This window comes from Bradyrhizobium sp. WSM4874, assembly GCF_055811835.1.
The window spans coordinates 1-15,275 of sequence record NZ_JBVVPR010000075.1; the positions used below are offsets into that span (position 1 = coordinate 1).

Genomic DNA, 15,275 nt, shown 5'->3' on the forward strand with positions numbered 1-15,275 from the left:
CTCTGACGGCGCGCTGAGCGCAAGCTCGACGGCTAACCTGACCTTGACGGCGTTGAATGACGCCCCGGTGGCCAAACCTGTGACGCTGGCGGCGGGGACCGAGGATACCAGCTACTCCATCAGCGCGGCCACCCTGCTGGCGGGAGTGACGGACGTCGACAGCTCCTCGCTGTCGATCAGCGCGGTGAGCATCGCAAGCGGCGGCGGCAGCCTGGTCAACAACGGCAATGGCACCTGGACCTACACCCCGGCTGCGAACTACAGCGGACCGGTCAGCTTCAACTACACCGTCTCTGACGGCGCGCTCACCGCGAGCTCGACGGCCAACCTGACGCTTAGTGCGTCACAAGTATCTCAAGCTGCGCCGGGCGGAATCCTCTTCGGCACCATCGGGAATGATGTACTCACCGGTAGCGATGGTAGCGACATGTTTGTTGTATCGAAAGGGTATGGATCCGATACGATCAGCGACTTCGACGCTCGCACTGACCTCGTGCGAGTCCAGAACTATGGTTTTGCGACCTTCGAGAGCTTCATAGCTGGCGCAAAGCAGGTCGGGGCGGATGTGGTTGTTGCACTGTCCGCAAGCGAGACGCTCACCTTCCAGAGCATAGCCCTTTCTTCTCTCACGGCGGCAAACGTGCTGCTCGATAATCCACTTGTGGCCAGTGCTGCGCCAAATACCGCGTGGACCACAATTGGAGCCGGCGGAACACTCCTAGGCGGTACGAACAATGATTCGCTGCAGGCAATGGGCGACGGCGTAACGTTGATTGGTGGCGCAGGCGATGACACCTACTTCATGTACAATCATGGTACGCAGGTGGTTGAGCTCGCCGGCCAAGGAATCGATACAATTATCACCGGCATGATCGACGGCTATAGTCTCGTCAACGCCCCAAATGTCGAAAACCTGAGGCTCGGCGATAAGTTTGATTCACCTGCCACGGGCAATGATTTGAACAATATCATTGTCGGTAACGCCGGAAAAAATTTGATCGATGGCGGGAAGGGTAACGATGTTCTGACCGGCGGCGCTGGCATCGATACATTCGTGATCCGAGCGGGTAATGGCAACGATGTTATCACTGATTTCCAAGCTGGGGCTGGCGGAGACGTTCTGCAGATTAATGGTACAAGCTTCAAAGCTTTCTCAGATGTCAAGTTGGCCATGCAGCAGGTCGGAACGGACGTGGTTCTGACGTTGGGGAATGGCGAGAAAGTAACGCTTGAGAATACCAAGCTAGAGAACGTTACTACGTCGAATATTCACTTGGTGAACCTTCCGACCGGCTTGGTCCAGACGTTTGGCGACAGTTTCAACTCGCTGTCCGCCGGACAGGATCCTCATCTTACCTGGAAAACGAGTTATGCCTGGAGCGGTGTCGGAAGCTACACGCTTTCTGGCGAACAGGAGGTCTATGTTGATCCAAGTTTCACAGGTCTCCCGGGGACGCAGGCACCCGGTCCCCTTGGCCTAAACCCGTTTTCGCTCCAGGACGGCCATCTTGTTATTACCGCAGCGCCGGTCCCGTCGACCGACGCGGCTTATGTCGCTAATCATCAGTTCTATTCAGGTGTGATTACGACCGAAAACAGCTTCGTGCAGACCTATGGTTACTTCGAGATGAAGGCTTCGTTGCCTGGCACCAAAGGGGCATGGCCGGCTTTCTGGATGTTGCCGCTTAACACGCACGGGCTCGGCACGGAGTTGGACGTCCTCGAAGCGCTCGGCCGGGATCCCGACCAGGCTCATTGGGGCTTCGTGTCTGCTACGACTTCCAACCAGGGCTATTGGGCCAATACCGCCGACCTAACGGCGGGCGACCACACTTTCGGTGTTGAATGGACGCCGTACACGCTCACCTACTTTGTCGATGGCGTAGAGGTTGGGCAAGTCGCAACCCCATCAGATATGAACACAGCGATGTACATGATCGCCAATTTGGCAATGGGCGGAAGTTGGGCCGGCAATGCGGATGCTTCAGCCACGGCACAGATGAGCATCGATTACATCAAAGCTTACCAACTCGATGAGTATACGCTGGTAAAGTACGCGCTGAAAACCAGCGAAGCTCCAACATCAGTCATCGCTGGAACCGCGGGCGCAGATATCTTGACCGGAACGTCAGGCAGCGACCTGCTCGGCGGATCGGGCGGAGCCGATACCATGACTGGCGGTGCAGGTGACGACACATACCTCGTTACGGACACCAATGCGAAGGTCGTCGAGAGCTACGGTGGGGGTGTTGATACGGTAATGTCTTCCGTGAGTCATAAATTGGCCGACTATGTTGAGAACCTAACTCTAATGGGCTCAGCGGCGATCAGCGGAACCGGAAACTCTCAGTCGAATATCATTGTAGGAAACGATGCCGACAATCTTATCACGGGAGCTCTTGGTAACGACATACTGACAGGCGGAGGCGGGCGCGACACGTTCGCCATGAACTCGGGTGACGGATCCGACATCATCACCGACTTTGCAGCAGGCTCATCGGCGGGGCATGATGTCGTCCAACTCAACGGGTTTGCGTTTACCGCGTTCGGCGACATCTCAGCGGCAATGACGCAGGTCGGCGAAGATGTATATTTCGCTTTAACTAGCCATGACACTCTGGTCTTCCGCCATACTCTGCTGTCGGATTTCACTGGCGATAACTTCCAGCTGCCAGCGACTTTGCCGGTGGGAGGGGCCATTACATCGTGGGTCAACGGGTCGACCAGCAGCCATACCGTTTATGGCACGGCTGCCAACGACAAGATCGCTGCAGTGAACTCCGACGACACGCTTGTTGGGTGGACCGGAGACGATACATACGTAATCGGCAACCCGAACCAAAGGATCGCAGAAGAGGCTGGCGGCGGAATTGATAGTGTCGAAGCCTGGTCGTCTTACACATTGCCGACTAACGTGGAAAACCTAACGTTGATGAAGGGTGGGCTCACCGGCGTCGGCAACGCGTTGGCCAACCGGATGGTGGGTTCAAGTGGGGGCGACGTTCTCAACGGAGCGGCTGGCGACGATTGGCTCTTCGGCGGTGCCGGCAATGACACATTTGTCATCGCGAAAGGAAGTGGTCACGATACCATCGCCGACTTCCACGTGTTTACCAGCACGACCACAGAACAAGACAAACTGGTTTTGAAAGGGTATGACACCAGCGCCTATCTTTCCAATACAGGTGACGAATGGAGTGTCCACTATGCCGGTGGAATCGACACCTTCCATATTGTCGGCGTAAACCAGCTTACATCGTCTGACTACTTGTTTGTGTCCTAAGAATGCCCCTCGCGTGCTTAGCTATTGAGGTCCGGAGCCGATGAGCTGTCTGGTGAGCCTGGTCCCGAACCAGGCGAACCGATGAAGGGTCCGTTCGCCGCGTGGGCAACGCCTACTCCGGAAGCATTCACTGCGCCTGAGACGCTGTAGGGGGAGAGCTGTTTGGTGCCTCGGGTCGCGCCTGCACGTTACGATTGCTCCGATCACACTGATCAGACGTGCTGGGAAATCAGGGCTCGGTTGAGCCTTGGTGCCGTGAAGCGGCCGGTGCGGTGCCTTGTCAGGGGTTTTGAAAAGGGCGCTCGAGGGTATGTCGCAGCGGCATGGTCTGTTGTTCCTGCAGCGGACGCGGCCCCGGAGGTTCTGGTCGCGCCCCAACTCCCACTGCCCTTGAACCGCCGCGCGCTGATGGCAACGAGAGTGTCAAAATCGGCGCCTTGAAACAGTGCGGGAGCCTGTTCAATTCGCATGAGACCCGCGCCTTGGTCTGATTGCTTTCAGGGACGGCGACCTCGGAGTGAGTTGCGCATTTGTTGGGCGACTGCCGGTGTTAGCTATGCGTTCACCAATTTATCGCCTTGTTAGTGCTCCCTTACCAAACGTTCAATCTCAACCTGCATGCTGACACGCACGTGTCAGAGGACGAACAATTATGCGAAGTTTGATCAGCGTATTGAGGGCGGGGTTGCTTGTTGCAGTTGTAGCAGGTCCAGCCAGCGCCACCCCCAACTGCCTCCGCGACAACAAGCCGTACAAACTTGCCGGTGATAGGATCGAGTGGACGATGAAGATCGCGCCAGGCGCCGACTGCATCCAAGGCCTACGCTGGTCAACAATGCAGATCTACAAGGTCGAGGTGGCAGAAGAGCCGAAGAGCGGCGAGCTGGTTCTGGTGGGACCCGGCTTTCGCTATCATGCTAAGCCCGACTTCGCTGGCACGGATAGATTTTCCCTTGTCGTGGTGGGTAAGAACCGTCACGACGAGGGTAAATCGACGGTTGAGATCACAGTGTCGAGACCAGGCTCACCCATTGTTGTTAGCGCAGCCGCTGACTCCCAGTGAGCGCGGCATCTAATACAGACACGCTGCAGAATGGTTAGGCGGAATCTGGATTTTACTGTCCAGCTTGGGTGCGGACGATCGCACTCTCGGCAAGTTCATCTGCAGGCGTTGGACGTGTGGCGTTGTTCTCTCCAGTCCCATCGATTGGCTCTTTCTGGCCACGAGAAAGCGAGCGGTTTAGCTCGCGTGTTTGGCCACACCGATGTAAGGCCTTCTTGAAGACGCGGTCCGACGGCGTTCGCCAAGCGAGCCGCTCCGTTTCGCGCGTCAATCGGGGCTGACCATCAGCCACAGTAGCCGGCCATACCAACCTAGAACAATGCAGCTGGCAATCAGCGCACCAAAAATGGCGATGTAAACGAGACCGCGCGTCATATCTGCCCCATAGCCATTAGCAGAAGTCCCTCTCATCGAAGCCCTGATTATCCACGACCTCCCGGGCTGTCGGTTCGCTATCTTCAGCGTGGCAAAAAACGCCCGCCGAGTTGGCGAGCGTTCGCGATTTACAACAATAGAAGATCCGATCTATTTTCCGCCGATCGGTTGTTCAGGCGACCCAAGCCCGGAACCCGAACTGCCGATCGGCTGGCCGTTTGCGGAGTGGCCGACGCCGACGCCAGGTGCGCTGACGGCACCGGCCGCGGGAGCGGCAGTCTTGTTTCCTGAAAGAGCATTGTTTTGCTCAGATGCGACGGTTGCCTGGGCCGGATTTTGAGAATTGGCCGCGGGAGCCGATGTATTATTCGGAGTGGTCGGGGCTGTGCGCTGCCCATTATTATGGGGGGGCGCGATGCCGCCTTGGGTGGCCGAGTTCGCGGCTGGCGCACCAGCGTTGAAGTAATTGGTGCTCTTGTTCGGCGTCGCCTGGGTTGCGCTGGGGTTCGAAACGGCTGAGTTAGTATTGCCGGCGGGCGAAGTTCCGGTCGTAGCGGTGGAACCTCCGCCGCTTGATCCCGCGCTTGCAGCGCCGCTTGCACCACCGGCGCCGCCACCACCGGCTCCACCTCCGCCGCCCCCTTGGGCGAGGGCGGTCGAACTAAGGGCAAAGCAAGTAAGCGCGACGACAAATGATCGCTTCATGGCGTGTCTCCTGGGTTTCGAGGACAACCCGCTTCTGAAGGTGATAGTTCCTGAGGTCAGTTTCCGCTCTCTGGACTAATCTCCGATGCGCTCAGAGTTTTAAAGGGGAGAGTCCGTCGGCTTGACCGGGATATTCCAGGGCCTTTTGCCATTAGCATCACGATTCCACCACCGCTCTTTCGAACCAGCGGCCTCATCGATTTTATCCTTTGCGCGCGCGGCCTTAATCTGGTCTCGGATCGATGTGTCGGCCGGCGAAGTCTCGGGCGCTGGTATCTGAGCTGCGGCGGATGATGAGATGGCGAGTAATGCAACGATAAGAAGAATTTTCATCACTCACGTTAGCATTTTCCGTCCTGGCCGTCCGATTTAGTTCGTTCCAGTTCAGGAGCGACGTGGGATGTTCAAAGAGCCATCTTGTGAGCGCCCAAATATCAGGCGTCCAAGATGCGTCAGGCCAAACCCGGCCCTCCTTACCTGTTTCGCGGGCCAAGCATAGAGATCAGGTCTAAAGGAAATGTCGCCTACTTGTCTCAGTGTCGGAAGGATTAGCGGTGATTCGGTTTCCATTGCCGTTGCACCTGGGGAAATAGGGCTTCGCCGAAGAGGTGATGTTTGGGCGCTTAAGGCTACGTCAAACCGAACCGCCATCATCCCGTGTCATGACAGCGGCTTTAGCGAAAGGATCGTCATAAAGCTGGGGCGGTCAGGCCATACGTCGCCCCGGTGGCGCATGATCTTGGTCGAGATCCGGGCCTAAGCCGATCGGCTTCGATCAAGCTGCCCTATCAAGACACTCAGCGTCGAGATCTGCGATGACATCCTCGAAAGCAGAGATTGTCTGCTGGATGGCAGCGATCTTCTGAAGCTCATCGTCGCCGATCGGGCCGATGCGACTCTGAAGCGCCACCACCATCTCACGGCGCCGCTCTTTCAGCTGAACAAGGGGTAAGCCATGGTCCGGTAGATATCTCATGAGTGCCTCACGGGTGAACGCTCAATCAACATACCGGAGACAGCTGAAAGGTGGTTCAGAAACTTCCATCGAACTTTATCGGTCTGGTTTACTCGCTCGGGAGTGCTCTCCGCTCAGTCGACGAAGCCGCTTGCGGCAGGAACGCGATGAGCTCTCATTTTGTAGAGGACGATTCGCATCTGCCGCGCTCGGCGGCGAACAGCGCTAACCCGTCGGCCTAAGATCCGTGCCGCGCGTAGGGCGCTCACTTGTTCCTTGGCCAAACTAAAGAGCAAAGCCACCTCCTCGGGAGTCCAATCGCCTGGTCGTGCTTTAAAGCCCATGTGCGTCCATACCCAGGCGTGCCCCACCTAAGATGATTCTTATTAGCGGCTGCTAATCATCAATAGAGCCATGGTCAAAACCGGGCTGCAAGCTTCCCTCAGGGAAGCTGCCGCTCCGGTGAGCGGGTTATTGGCGCTGGAATAAGTAAGCATCGCTCTCTTCAAGGGACTGATCCAGTTGCGTCGCGCTGAAGGTTGTTCGTCACGCAGCTATGGCAGATGATCAGCTTTGCAGTTAGTCTGCGATTGTTTTCGGCCTCAATGGCGTCATCACATTCCCGTCGCACGCCATCCGTCGGGCGCTCGATTGTTCGCCGTTGCCTTGCTGGTCGGCTGTGCTGCAAGGCCGATACCCCATAAAGGCCCTCTGGCTTGCTCTTGCACACGGGGCTTCAGCTCCCGCGGAGAGCAGGCGCATTCCTTTAAGGTTGATCAGTGAGGTTAATTGCAACGAGTATTTGTCCCTCTGTGCAGAGAACGATATGTCCTTCTCTCCAAGGCAGGGACAAATGCTTGATAGGACCGAGGCCATCGCGCGAACTGACCGGCGCCAGGCCAGCGATTACTTAGTTCCGATACTCTTCTTCGGCCTCGCCGGCTTGGCGATGATCGCGTGGATCTCTGCAATCGGATGGATGAGCTGGTACTTCACCCTCTGGCTGCTTTTTTGAAAACGACGTTGATTGCACATGGACTATTTCCGCAGCCTGTCGGACTACTTCCTCATCCAAATGTATGAAAACATTCTGCACGAACTACACGTCGATCTATCGCGCGGTACGCGCCTGGTTGGCGATGCCGACCAACGCGCTGATCAGCTTCGTCGGGAGATCGACCGACGGGGTCTTTTCTGCAAGCCAATCGTGTGGCCAGTCCTGAAAGATGGCTTGACCTGCTGAAAGTGAACTGCACCTGACCATATCAAACGGCTGGGACCGCTAGAGCGGGACTCTAGGCCTAGCTGGGCGCGACGGTCCGTCTGGAGCCGTCATTGTTTGAGCGGGCGCACAGGGTAAGCGACGTGGCCAACCGCCCTTTCCATGTTTGGAGCGGATAAAATGCGGTCCGCAGACTAGCTTCCTGCCATCAAATCAGCCGGTTGTTTTTGATCGCGCGAATGCCCGGCGGCGCTTTGCGTTGCAACCCCCCAATCTGCCTTCGTGGTCCGATGTCTGACTCAACGTGGGAGAGACTGCCCCCCGTTTCGCCGCGCCAGGCCATGTTTTGGTTGACCGGGCTGCCCGATATGTCCAGAGAAGGGTGGTCCCCCCGGGATTAACTTGATCGGGGTTTTTTAGAGAGGGCGATCGCAGGGTCTAACTGCCGCCAGGAACTTGGAATAGGAACAGGGCATTTCGACATGAGTGAGCGGATCGCTCTCATCACCGGCGTGACCGGGCAGGATGGCGCCTATCTCGCTGAATACCTGCTGTCGCTCGGCTACGTCGTGCACGGCATCAAGCGGCGGTCGTCCTCGTTCAACACCGCGCGGGTCGATCATCTCTACCAGGACCCTCATGTCGGTAACGTGCCGTTCCTGATGCACTACGGCGACATGACGGACTCGAGCAATCTGATCCGCCTGGTGCAGCAGATCCGGCCGACCGAGATCTACAATCTCGCCGCCCAGAGCCACGTCGCCGTCAGCTTCGAGAGCCCGGAATACACGGCCAATGCCGACGGCATCGGCGTACTCCGCCTGCTGGAAGCGATCCGCATCCTCGGCATGGAGAAGGAGACGCGGTTCTACCAGGCGTCGACTTCGGAGCTCTACGGCCTCGTCCAGCAGATCCCGCAGAAGGAGACCACGCCGTTCTATCCGCGCTCGCCCTACGGCGTGGCAAAACTCTACGGCTACTGGATCACGGTGAACTACCGCGAAGCCTATGGCATGTTCGCGAGCAACGGCATCCTGTTCAATCACGAGAGCCCGATCCGCGGCGAGACGTTTGTGACCCGCAAGATCACGCGCGCTGTCGCCCGTATCGAGGTCGGGCTGGAGGAGACGCTCTATCTCGGCAATCTCGAAGCCAAGCGCGACTGGGGCCATGCGCGCGACTACGTCGAGGGCATGCACAAGATCCTGCAAGCCGACAAGCCCGACGATTTCGTGCTCGCCACCGGCGAGATGCACTCGGTGCGCGAGATGGTCGAGCTGTCGTTCGCGCAAGTTGGCCGCCGTATCGCATGGCGCGGGGCAGGCGTCGAGGAGACCGGCGTGGACGAGACGAGCGGCAAGACGGTGGTGAAGATCGATCCGACCTATTTCCGCCCCACCGAGGTCGATCTCCTCGTCGGCGACGCCAGCAAGGCGCGCAAGGTGCTCGGCTGGACGCCGAAGCGGAGCTTTGCAGAGCTCGTCGCGGAAATGATGGCGAGCGATCTGGCGGTAGCAAAACGGGACGCGACGAGTGGCAAGCGCTGCGTTTGAGCTGACAGGCAAGAGTGTCTACGTAGCCGGCCATCGCGGCATGGTCGGCAGCGCGCTTGCGCGCCGGCTGGCGCGGGAGGACGTCAAGCTCGTCACCGTGGACCGGGACGAGGTTGATCTGTGCAACCAGGCCGCGGTGTTCGACTGGTTCGCGAGGACGCGGCCGCAGGTGATCTTCCTCGCCGCGGCAAAGGTCGGCGGCATCGTCGCCAACAACACGCTGCGCGCCGAGTTCATCTACGACAACATCGCGATCGCGGCGAACGTGATCCAGGCCGCGCATCGGAACAGCGCCGAGAAGCTGATGTTCTTGGGTTCGTCCTGCATCTATCCGAAGCTGGCGGCGCAGCCGTTGCGCGAAGATTCCGTGCTGACTGGCCCGCTCGAGCCGACCAACGAGCCCTATGCAATTGCAAAAATCGCCGGCATCAAGATGGCGGAGGCCTATCGCAGCCAGTATGGCAGCGACTTCATCAGCGTAATGCCGACCAATCTCTACGGCCCCGGCGACAATTATCACCCCGAAATGAGCCACGTGGTCGCGGCGCTGATCCGCCGCTTCCACGAGGCCAAGATGTCGGGCGCGAAGACCGTCGCGGTGTGGGGCACCGGCACGCCGCGGCGCGAGTTCCTTTATGTCGACGACATGGCCGATGCCTGCGTGCATCTGATGAAGACCTATTCGAGTGCCGAGCTGGTCAATATCGGCACGGGCGAGGACATTACCATCGCCGACTTCGCGCGGGTCGTCGCCGAAACCGTCGGTTACGGCGGCGAGATCAGTTTCGACAGCTCGCGGCCCGACGGCACGCCGCGCAAGCTGCTTGACGTCAGCCGGCTCGAAGGGCTCGGCTGGCGCGCGACGACCTCACTTGATGATGGCTTGAAGCGCGCATATGCCGCTTACCTGTCGAATTTGTAGGCTCCAGGGAGCGGCCAAGGCCTATTCGTCCCGGCTCGTGCCGCCCGCGGTCTTCTCTGCGGCATCAGTGATGCGGCTATGCGATTTGGCGTCAATGCGCTCGGACAGTTCCAGCGAGCGACGGCGATCCGTCGGTGAGAACACTCGCGCCGTGAGCATGATAATCTTTAGATCGTCTTGCGGGGACCAACGGTCGGGGGACTTGTCCGTGCCTCCGCGCGCCACTTCTGCAAGCCCACAAGGCATGTGCGTGTCAGTGCATCAGCTAACCCCACGGAGAATGACCGTGTATACCCCCAAAACAACGTGATCGGATGAACCTGCGATTCGCAGATGCTATCCACCATGCTAATCAAGAATGCAGGCGACCAGGAAGCGAACTGGGTGCCAAGCAATCCACCCCGATCGCCCCCAACCAAACAATCGTAGCCAGGGCGGCTACAGCACCGAAGGCGAGGGGAAAGACCAGATCGAACAGCCTGCGCGGCTCGTGGGTATCTGCGGTTTGATCCGCGGTTCTATCTGACATTCGGATTTCCTCTGGTCGAGGTCATACCGAATTTCCCTGTTTAACGAAGCTTTGCTGAGGTTAACCTGACCAGTAAACCTTAACAGCCACGCCCCTTCTCAAGGGATTTGGCGGTGCACAACAAGATTCTCTGGCAAGTTCGGCGAATCATCACCAATTTGGCACGTGACTAAACGCACGGATGCAGCATGGGCGATGCGCTGCTGATCAGCTTGGCATTGTGGGGCATGACCGTCTGCGCGGCGGTAAAGTTGGTTGCGCTGATGGTGTAACGTTTTGCCGAAGGCGAGGCGAACGTTGGCATCTCACTTCCAGATCGTCCATCGGATCGCTGCGACAACTGCCGGCCGAATTCACCTTACTAGTCATCAGTCGCTCAGCTTTTAGGGCGTGTTTTGTGCAGGGGCGTTTCTGGCGCGACCGAACATCAGCCCCAGCAGGTTGGCGCGATTGCGAATTGCCTTCTGTGTTCGATCCAGGGCTGCCGCGACTTCGTTGGCTCGGTAGCCGCGACCGATCATTTCGCGCAACTGCCGCTCGTCTTCAGGGGTCCAAAGCTTTATGATCGGATAGCGGTCATTGCTCATCCCGAGCTTCCTGCTGTTCTCTATCAAATTGCTAGGAGCGATACTAGTTCCCAGACAGCTACTTTCTTCAAGAGACGGCGGGCCACCTCGCAGGATGGCGGACTCAAAATTGATCGGGCTTGATGTCGGATGCCCGGTTGCGATCCAATCTGCATTCCAAGCGAACGACGATGCCAAGGATGTCGTCGGACCCTATGCGATGCTTGATCTACTTCACACGAAGATAGCTCCATCGGGCACCCCGAGGACGCATTCAAGTGGACTACCCTGAGCGGTCGTGGCGCTCCGACCGACAAAATTGCACGTCTCCTCAGCACGCGCTGACGCCCGGCGATCCAAGATCGCGAGCAACTATTGCAACAGCAGCTTCAGCCTAGCGGTGAATGACTCGATGCCGGCTTCCCTAGGTCGAGCTGCCTCCCGCAGGTTTATCGATTTTCAAAGCTCCTGGCACCCCCATCGGGGTTGGTGCCTGCTGCTTGATATCCCCTATCAGGCGTGTTCATTGCCTCGGTTCTTTTTACCTGTTAGCTATCTTGAAGTTTCTGGTATGTTCCGTGCGCCAGCCACGTCACTCCCGGTTTTGCGGAGCTTTTCAGGTCTTTCGACTTGGAGACGCCCCCAACTGTGTGCCATGCTTTCACTGTTTATTTCCCCGTTTTAAGGGCACCGCCCCGATGCAACATCGGGTGAAATGTTGAGCTTGATCGGACCGAGGTAGGAGCATGATCGGAGGCTATGGATGGGTAAGATCTTCACTGCTTACGCAATGGCGGCCATCTGTCCGCCTTCGGTCTAGGGCAAGCGGTGTACTCGGTCTTGCCGGTCTCGATCTGGCGCTCACGATAGCCAACACGGGCAAAGCGGCATTCCCAATTCGTTGGCGGCCATTCCGCCTTCAATTGGCCGCTCAAGTGGGTGTTCTCTCTCTCATGTCCTGCTCTGGCATGGCTTCGCGGAATGAACGAAATGACAACTTCACCGCCCGTGGTGGTTACCGGCGCTGCCGGCTTCATCGGCAAGCATGTCTGTGAGCGCTTGCTTGCGCGCGGGGAACGAGTTGTCGGCATCGACGCAGTAACTCCTTACTATGATCCTGCGCTCAAGCGCGCTCGCCTTGAGACGCTCAAGCATGATGCCTTCACATTCCACGAGATCGATCTTGCAGACTTCGCTGCGGTGACGCGTGTGTTCGACGAGGTCTCGCCCGACCGAGTGGTGCACCTTGCGGCGCAGCCCGGCGTGCGCGCGTCCATCGACGATCCCGTCACCAGCATCCGCGCCAATTGTGATGGCTTCGTCACCGTGCTCGAAGCCGGCCGGCGCCACGGTCTGTCGCATCTCGTCTATGCCTCCTCGAGCTCCGTGTATGGCGCCAATCGCACCTTGCCGTATTCGACCGAGCATTCAGTCAATCATCCGGTCAGCCTCTATGCCGCGAGCAAGAAGGCCAATGAGCTGATGGCGCACACGTTCGCACATGTTCACAAGCTGCCGGTGACCGGTCTTCGCTTCTTCACTGTCTATGGTCCATGGGGTCGGCCCGACATGGCCGCCTGGCTCTTCACGCACGCGATCTTTGCGGGTGAGCCGATCAAGCTTTTCAACAATGGAAATATGGGGCGCGATTTCACCTACGTCGACGACATCGTCGAGGGCGTGCTCCGCACCCTCGATCGGCCCGCGACGCCCAATCCCGCGTGGAACGCCGAGCAGCCGGAAAACTCGTCGAGCTATGCGCCGTATCGCGTCTACAACATCGGCAACAACCGCTCGGTCAATTTGATCGAGTTCGTCGAGACACTGGAGAAGATCATCGGCAAGCCCGCGATCCGCACGCTTCTGCCGATGCAGGCCGGCGACGTCCTCGAGACGCGTGCCGACATTTCGGCCCTGCAACGCGACGTCGGCTTCACGCCCTCGACGCCACTGGCGGATGGCTTGGGCCGCTTTGTCGAATGGTATCGAAATTATCACCGCATATAAACCCCTCTCTTGAGTAGCTCACACGTGTCCCAAAAAATTATCTCCCTGATCATGTGCGGCGGTGCCGGCACGCGGCTGTGGCCGGCTTCGCGCGAGGTGCGCCCCAAGCAGTTCCTGCCGCTGTTCGGCACGCGCTCGACGTTCCAGGACACGCTGTTGCGCGTCTCGGAGGCCTCGCTGTTCGATCGCCCGATTGTCATCACCAATGCGTCCTACCGCTTCATGGTGCTGGAGCAGCTCGCCGAGATCGGCATCGAGGCGGACGTGATCCTCGAGCCGATGCGGCGGGATTCGGGCCCGGCGATCGCAGCCGGCGCGGTGTTCGCGCAGAACCGCTCGAGTGAGGCGATCGTGCTCGCGCTCGCCGCCGACCACGTGGTGCAGGACAATGCCGCGTTTGTCGCAGCGTGCCGCCAAGGCCTCACCGCCGCAAGCGCCGGGCGCATCGTCACGTTCGGCGTCAAGCCGCAACGGCCGGCGACCGAATACGGCTATATCAGCCCGGGCGAGCTCATCTCCGGCGAGGTGCACGCGGTCGCGCGCTTCGTCGAGAAGCCGGATGCGGTGAAGGCAGCCGACTACGTCAATTCCGGCTATCTCTGGAACAGCGGCAACTTCATGTTCCCGGCCAGCGTCCTGCTCGACGAATACCGCAGGGTCGATGCGGCGAGCGTGGAGGCGATTTCCACTGCTGTTAGTAACGCCGGACGCGATCTCGGCTTCGTGACGCTGGAGCCTGAGGCGTTCGGTGCGGCCAAGGCGATCTCGATCGACTATGCGGTGATGGAGAAGACCGCGCGCGCAGCGGTCGTGCCGGTGTCGTGCGGCTGGTCCGACGTCGGCTCCTGGCACGCGGTGTGGGAATTGTCGGACAAGGACGCGCAAGGCAATGCTTCGCATGGCGCCGCCGTGTTCGAAGATTCCCGCAACTGCAACGTCACCACCGATGCCGCGCTGGTCGCACTCGAAGGCGTCGACGATCTCATCGTGGTGGCGACCGCGGATGCGGTTCTGGTCTCGCGCCAGAAGGATGCCAACGGGCTCAAGCGGCTGGTCACAAAACTCAAGGCGGTCGCGCCGAAAGTCACCGAGGAGCACCTCAAAGTGCATCGGCCCTGGGGCAGCTACCAATCGGTCGACAATGGCGAGCGCCACCAGGTCAAGCGCATCGTGGTGAAGCCGGGCGGGCGGCTGTCGCTACAGAAGCACCATCATCGCGCCGAGCACTGGATCGTGGTCCGCGGCACGGCCCGCGTCACCGTCAACGAGACCGTCAAAAGCGTGCACGAGAACGAGTCGATCTACATCCCGATGGGCGCGGTGCACCGGATGGAGAACCCCGGTAAAATCATGCTGGAGCTGATCGAGGTCCAGACTGGAAGCTATCTCGGGGAAGACGACATCATCCGGATTGAAGACGACTATCACCGCTGCTGACGGGGGGTAAGCCGTTTCGACAGAGCGGGCCCGCCTCGGTGCACGATACGAACCCAAGGACCTGGCTTGACCATCCCCGGCGCGTCGCATCGTAAATGCCCGCCGCTGGTTCCGCGCTGAGCGGCGAAGATTTCTTCGCCCGCAGCAGCTTGCCCCAATGTTGGCCGTGTGGCCGGATAAAGAAATGTTGGGGTGTTCACCGGATCCGTCTTCAACGGAGAGAGGTTTTCATGCGAATTGCTATGATCGGCACGGGCTATGTGGGACTGGTGTCCGGAGCATGCTTTGCGGATTTCGGTCACGACGTCGTCTGCGTCGACAAGGACGAGAAGAAGATCGCAGCCCTTCATCGCGGCGAGATCCCGATCTACGAGCCCGGGCTCGACGAACTGGTCGCGACCAACGTCAAGGCCAAGCGGCTGGAGTTCACCACAGATCTGTCCAAGCCGGTCGCGGATGCCGATGCCGTGTTCATCGCGGTCGGCACGCCGTCGCGCCGCGGCGACGGCCACGCTGATCTATCCTACGTCTATGCGGCTGCGAAAGAGATCGCGCAATCGCTGTCCGGCTTCACCGTCGTGGTGACCAAGTCGACCGTACCGGTCGGCACCGGCGACGAGGTCGAGCGCATCATCCGCGAAACCAGCCCCAAGGCCGA

At 59.1% G+C, this 15,275-nt stretch carries 12 protein-coding genes; 9 read left to right on the plus strand and 3 right to left on the minus strand.

Going from position 1 to position 15,275, the window contains the following annotated elements; all coding sequences use genetic code 11:
* Positions 1 to 37 precede the first annotated feature (37 nt).
* Both AC0L3P_RS37600 and AC0L3P_RS37605 read left to right on the plus strand, forming a co-directional pair.
* Entirely contained in the window at positions 38 to 3,283 is a 3,246-nt protein-coding gene (locus tag AC0L3P_RS37600) for a cadherin-like domain-containing protein (protein WP_473309125.1), read from the plus strand.
* A gap of 652 nt (positions 3,284 to 3,935) precedes the next feature.
* On the plus strand, positions 3,936 to 4,346 hold the full coding sequence (locus AC0L3P_RS37605; RefSeq protein ID WP_354100911.1) for a hypothetical protein: 411 nt from the start codon (positions 3,936 to 3,938) through the stop codon (positions 4,344 to 4,346).
* Between the two features lie 1,855 nt (positions 4,347 to 6,201).
* On the opposite strand, the gene AC0L3P_RS37610 is transcribed toward AC0L3P_RS37605, so the two are convergent.
* A complete protein-coding gene (locus AC0L3P_RS37610) occupies positions 6,202 to 6,402 on the minus strand; it encodes a hypothetical protein (protein ID WP_275171400.1) in 201 nt (66 codons plus the stop codon).
* A gap of 832 nt (positions 6,403 to 7,234) precedes the next feature.
* On the opposite strand from AC0L3P_RS37610, the gene AC0L3P_RS37615 reads away from it, so the two are divergent.
* From AC0L3P_RS37615 to fcl, 4 genes are all read left to right on the plus strand, one after another.
* Complete coding sequence (locus AC0L3P_RS37615) at positions 7,235 to 7,396, plus strand: hypothetical protein (protein WP_354057438.1); 162 nt, start codon at positions 7,235 to 7,237, stop codon at positions 7,394 to 7,396.
* A gap of 18 nt (positions 7,397 to 7,414) precedes the next feature.
* Positions 7,415 to 7,624: a hypothetical protein gene (locus AC0L3P_RS37620; RefSeq protein ID WP_473309119.1), complete on the plus strand. Its 210-nt coding sequence runs from the start codon at positions 7,415 to 7,417 to the stop codon at positions 7,622 to 7,624.
* Between the two features lie 461 nt (positions 7,625 to 8,085).
* On the plus strand, positions 8,086 to 9,156 hold the full coding sequence (gene gmd, locus AC0L3P_RS37625; protein ID WP_354057434.1) for a GDP-mannose 4,6-dehydratase: 1,071 nt from the start codon (positions 8,086 to 8,088) through the stop codon (positions 9,154 to 9,156).
* The gene (fcl, locus tag AC0L3P_RS37630; protein ID WP_473309120.1) at positions 9,137 to 10,078 is read left to right on the plus strand and encodes a GDP-L-fucose synthase; all 942 of its coding nucleotides are present in this window, start codon (positions 9,137 to 9,139) and stop codon (positions 10,076 to 10,078) included. The genes gmd and fcl overlap by 20 nt, the downstream gene beginning before the upstream one ends.
* Before the next feature lie 698 nt (positions 10,079 to 10,776).
* Here fcl and AC0L3P_RS37635 read toward each other — a convergent pair.
* Positions 10,777 to 10,911 carry a hypothetical protein gene (locus AC0L3P_RS37635; protein ID WP_473309121.1) on the minus strand — a complete coding sequence of 45 codons (135 nt, stop codon included), beginning with the start codon at positions 10,909 to 10,911 and terminating at the stop codon, positions 10,777 to 10,779.
* 79 nt (positions 10,912 to 10,990) lie between these two features.
* Positions 10,991 to 11,194, minus strand: coding sequence for a hypothetical protein (locus AC0L3P_RS37640; protein WP_354057428.1), 204 nt, complete (start codon positions 11,192 to 11,194; stop codon positions 10,991 to 10,993).
* A gap of 969 nt (positions 11,195 to 12,163) precedes the next feature.
* Between AC0L3P_RS37640 and AC0L3P_RS37645 the strand changes: the two genes are divergently transcribed.
* The 3 genes from AC0L3P_RS37645 to AC0L3P_RS37655 form a co-directional block, all read left to right on the plus strand.
* Positions 12,164 to 13,180, plus strand: coding sequence for an NAD-dependent epimerase/dehydratase family protein (locus AC0L3P_RS37645; RefSeq protein WP_473309122.1), 1,017 nt, complete (start codon positions 12,164 to 12,166; stop codon positions 13,178 to 13,180).
* Between the two features lie 24 nt (positions 13,181 to 13,204).
* The gene (locus AC0L3P_RS37650; RefSeq protein ID WP_473309123.1) at positions 13,205 to 14,617 is read left to right on the plus strand and encodes a mannose-1-phosphate guanylyltransferase/mannose-6-phosphate isomerase; all 1,413 of its coding nucleotides are present in this window, start codon (positions 13,205 to 13,207) and stop codon (positions 14,615 to 14,617) included.
* A gap of 230 nt (positions 14,618 to 14,847) precedes the next feature.
* A partial coding sequence (locus AC0L3P_RS37655) for a 2-dehydropantoate 2-reductase N-terminal domain-containing protein (protein WP_473309124.1) occupies positions 14,848 to 15,275 on the plus strand: 428 nt, incomplete at its 3' end.

Bases quoted from the DNA above. Each gene is read 5' to 3' on its own strand.
- AC0L3P_RS37605 (WP_354100911.1), top strand. From the start codon at position 3,936: ATGCGAAGTTTGATCAGCGTATTGAGGGCGGGGTTGCTTGTTGCAGTT.
- AC0L3P_RS37610 (WP_275171400.1), bottom strand. From the start codon at position 6,402: ATGAGATATCTACCGGACCATGGCTTACCCCTTGTTCAGCTGAAAGAG.
- AC0L3P_RS37615 (WP_354057438.1), top strand. From the start codon at position 7,235: ATGCTTGATAGGACCGAGGCCATCGCGCGAACTGACCGGCGCCAGGCC.
- AC0L3P_RS37620 (WP_473309119.1), top strand. From the start codon at position 7,415: ATGGACTATTTCCGCAGCCTGTCGGACTACTTCCTCATCCAAATGTAT.
- gmd (WP_354057434.1), top strand. From the start codon at position 8,086: ATGAGTGAGCGGATCGCTCTCATCACCGGCGTGACCGGGCAGGATGGC.
- AC0L3P_RS37635 (WP_473309121.1), bottom strand. From the start codon at position 10,911: ATGCCAACGTTCGCCTCGCCTTCGGCAAAACGTTACACCATCAGCGCA.
- AC0L3P_RS37640 (WP_354057428.1), bottom strand. From the start codon at position 11,194: ATGAGCAATGACCGCTATCCGATCATAAAGCTTTGGACCCCTGAAGAC.
- AC0L3P_RS37645 (WP_473309122.1), top strand. From the start codon at position 12,164: ATGACAACTTCACCGCCCGTGGTGGTTACCGGCGCTGCCGGCTTCATC.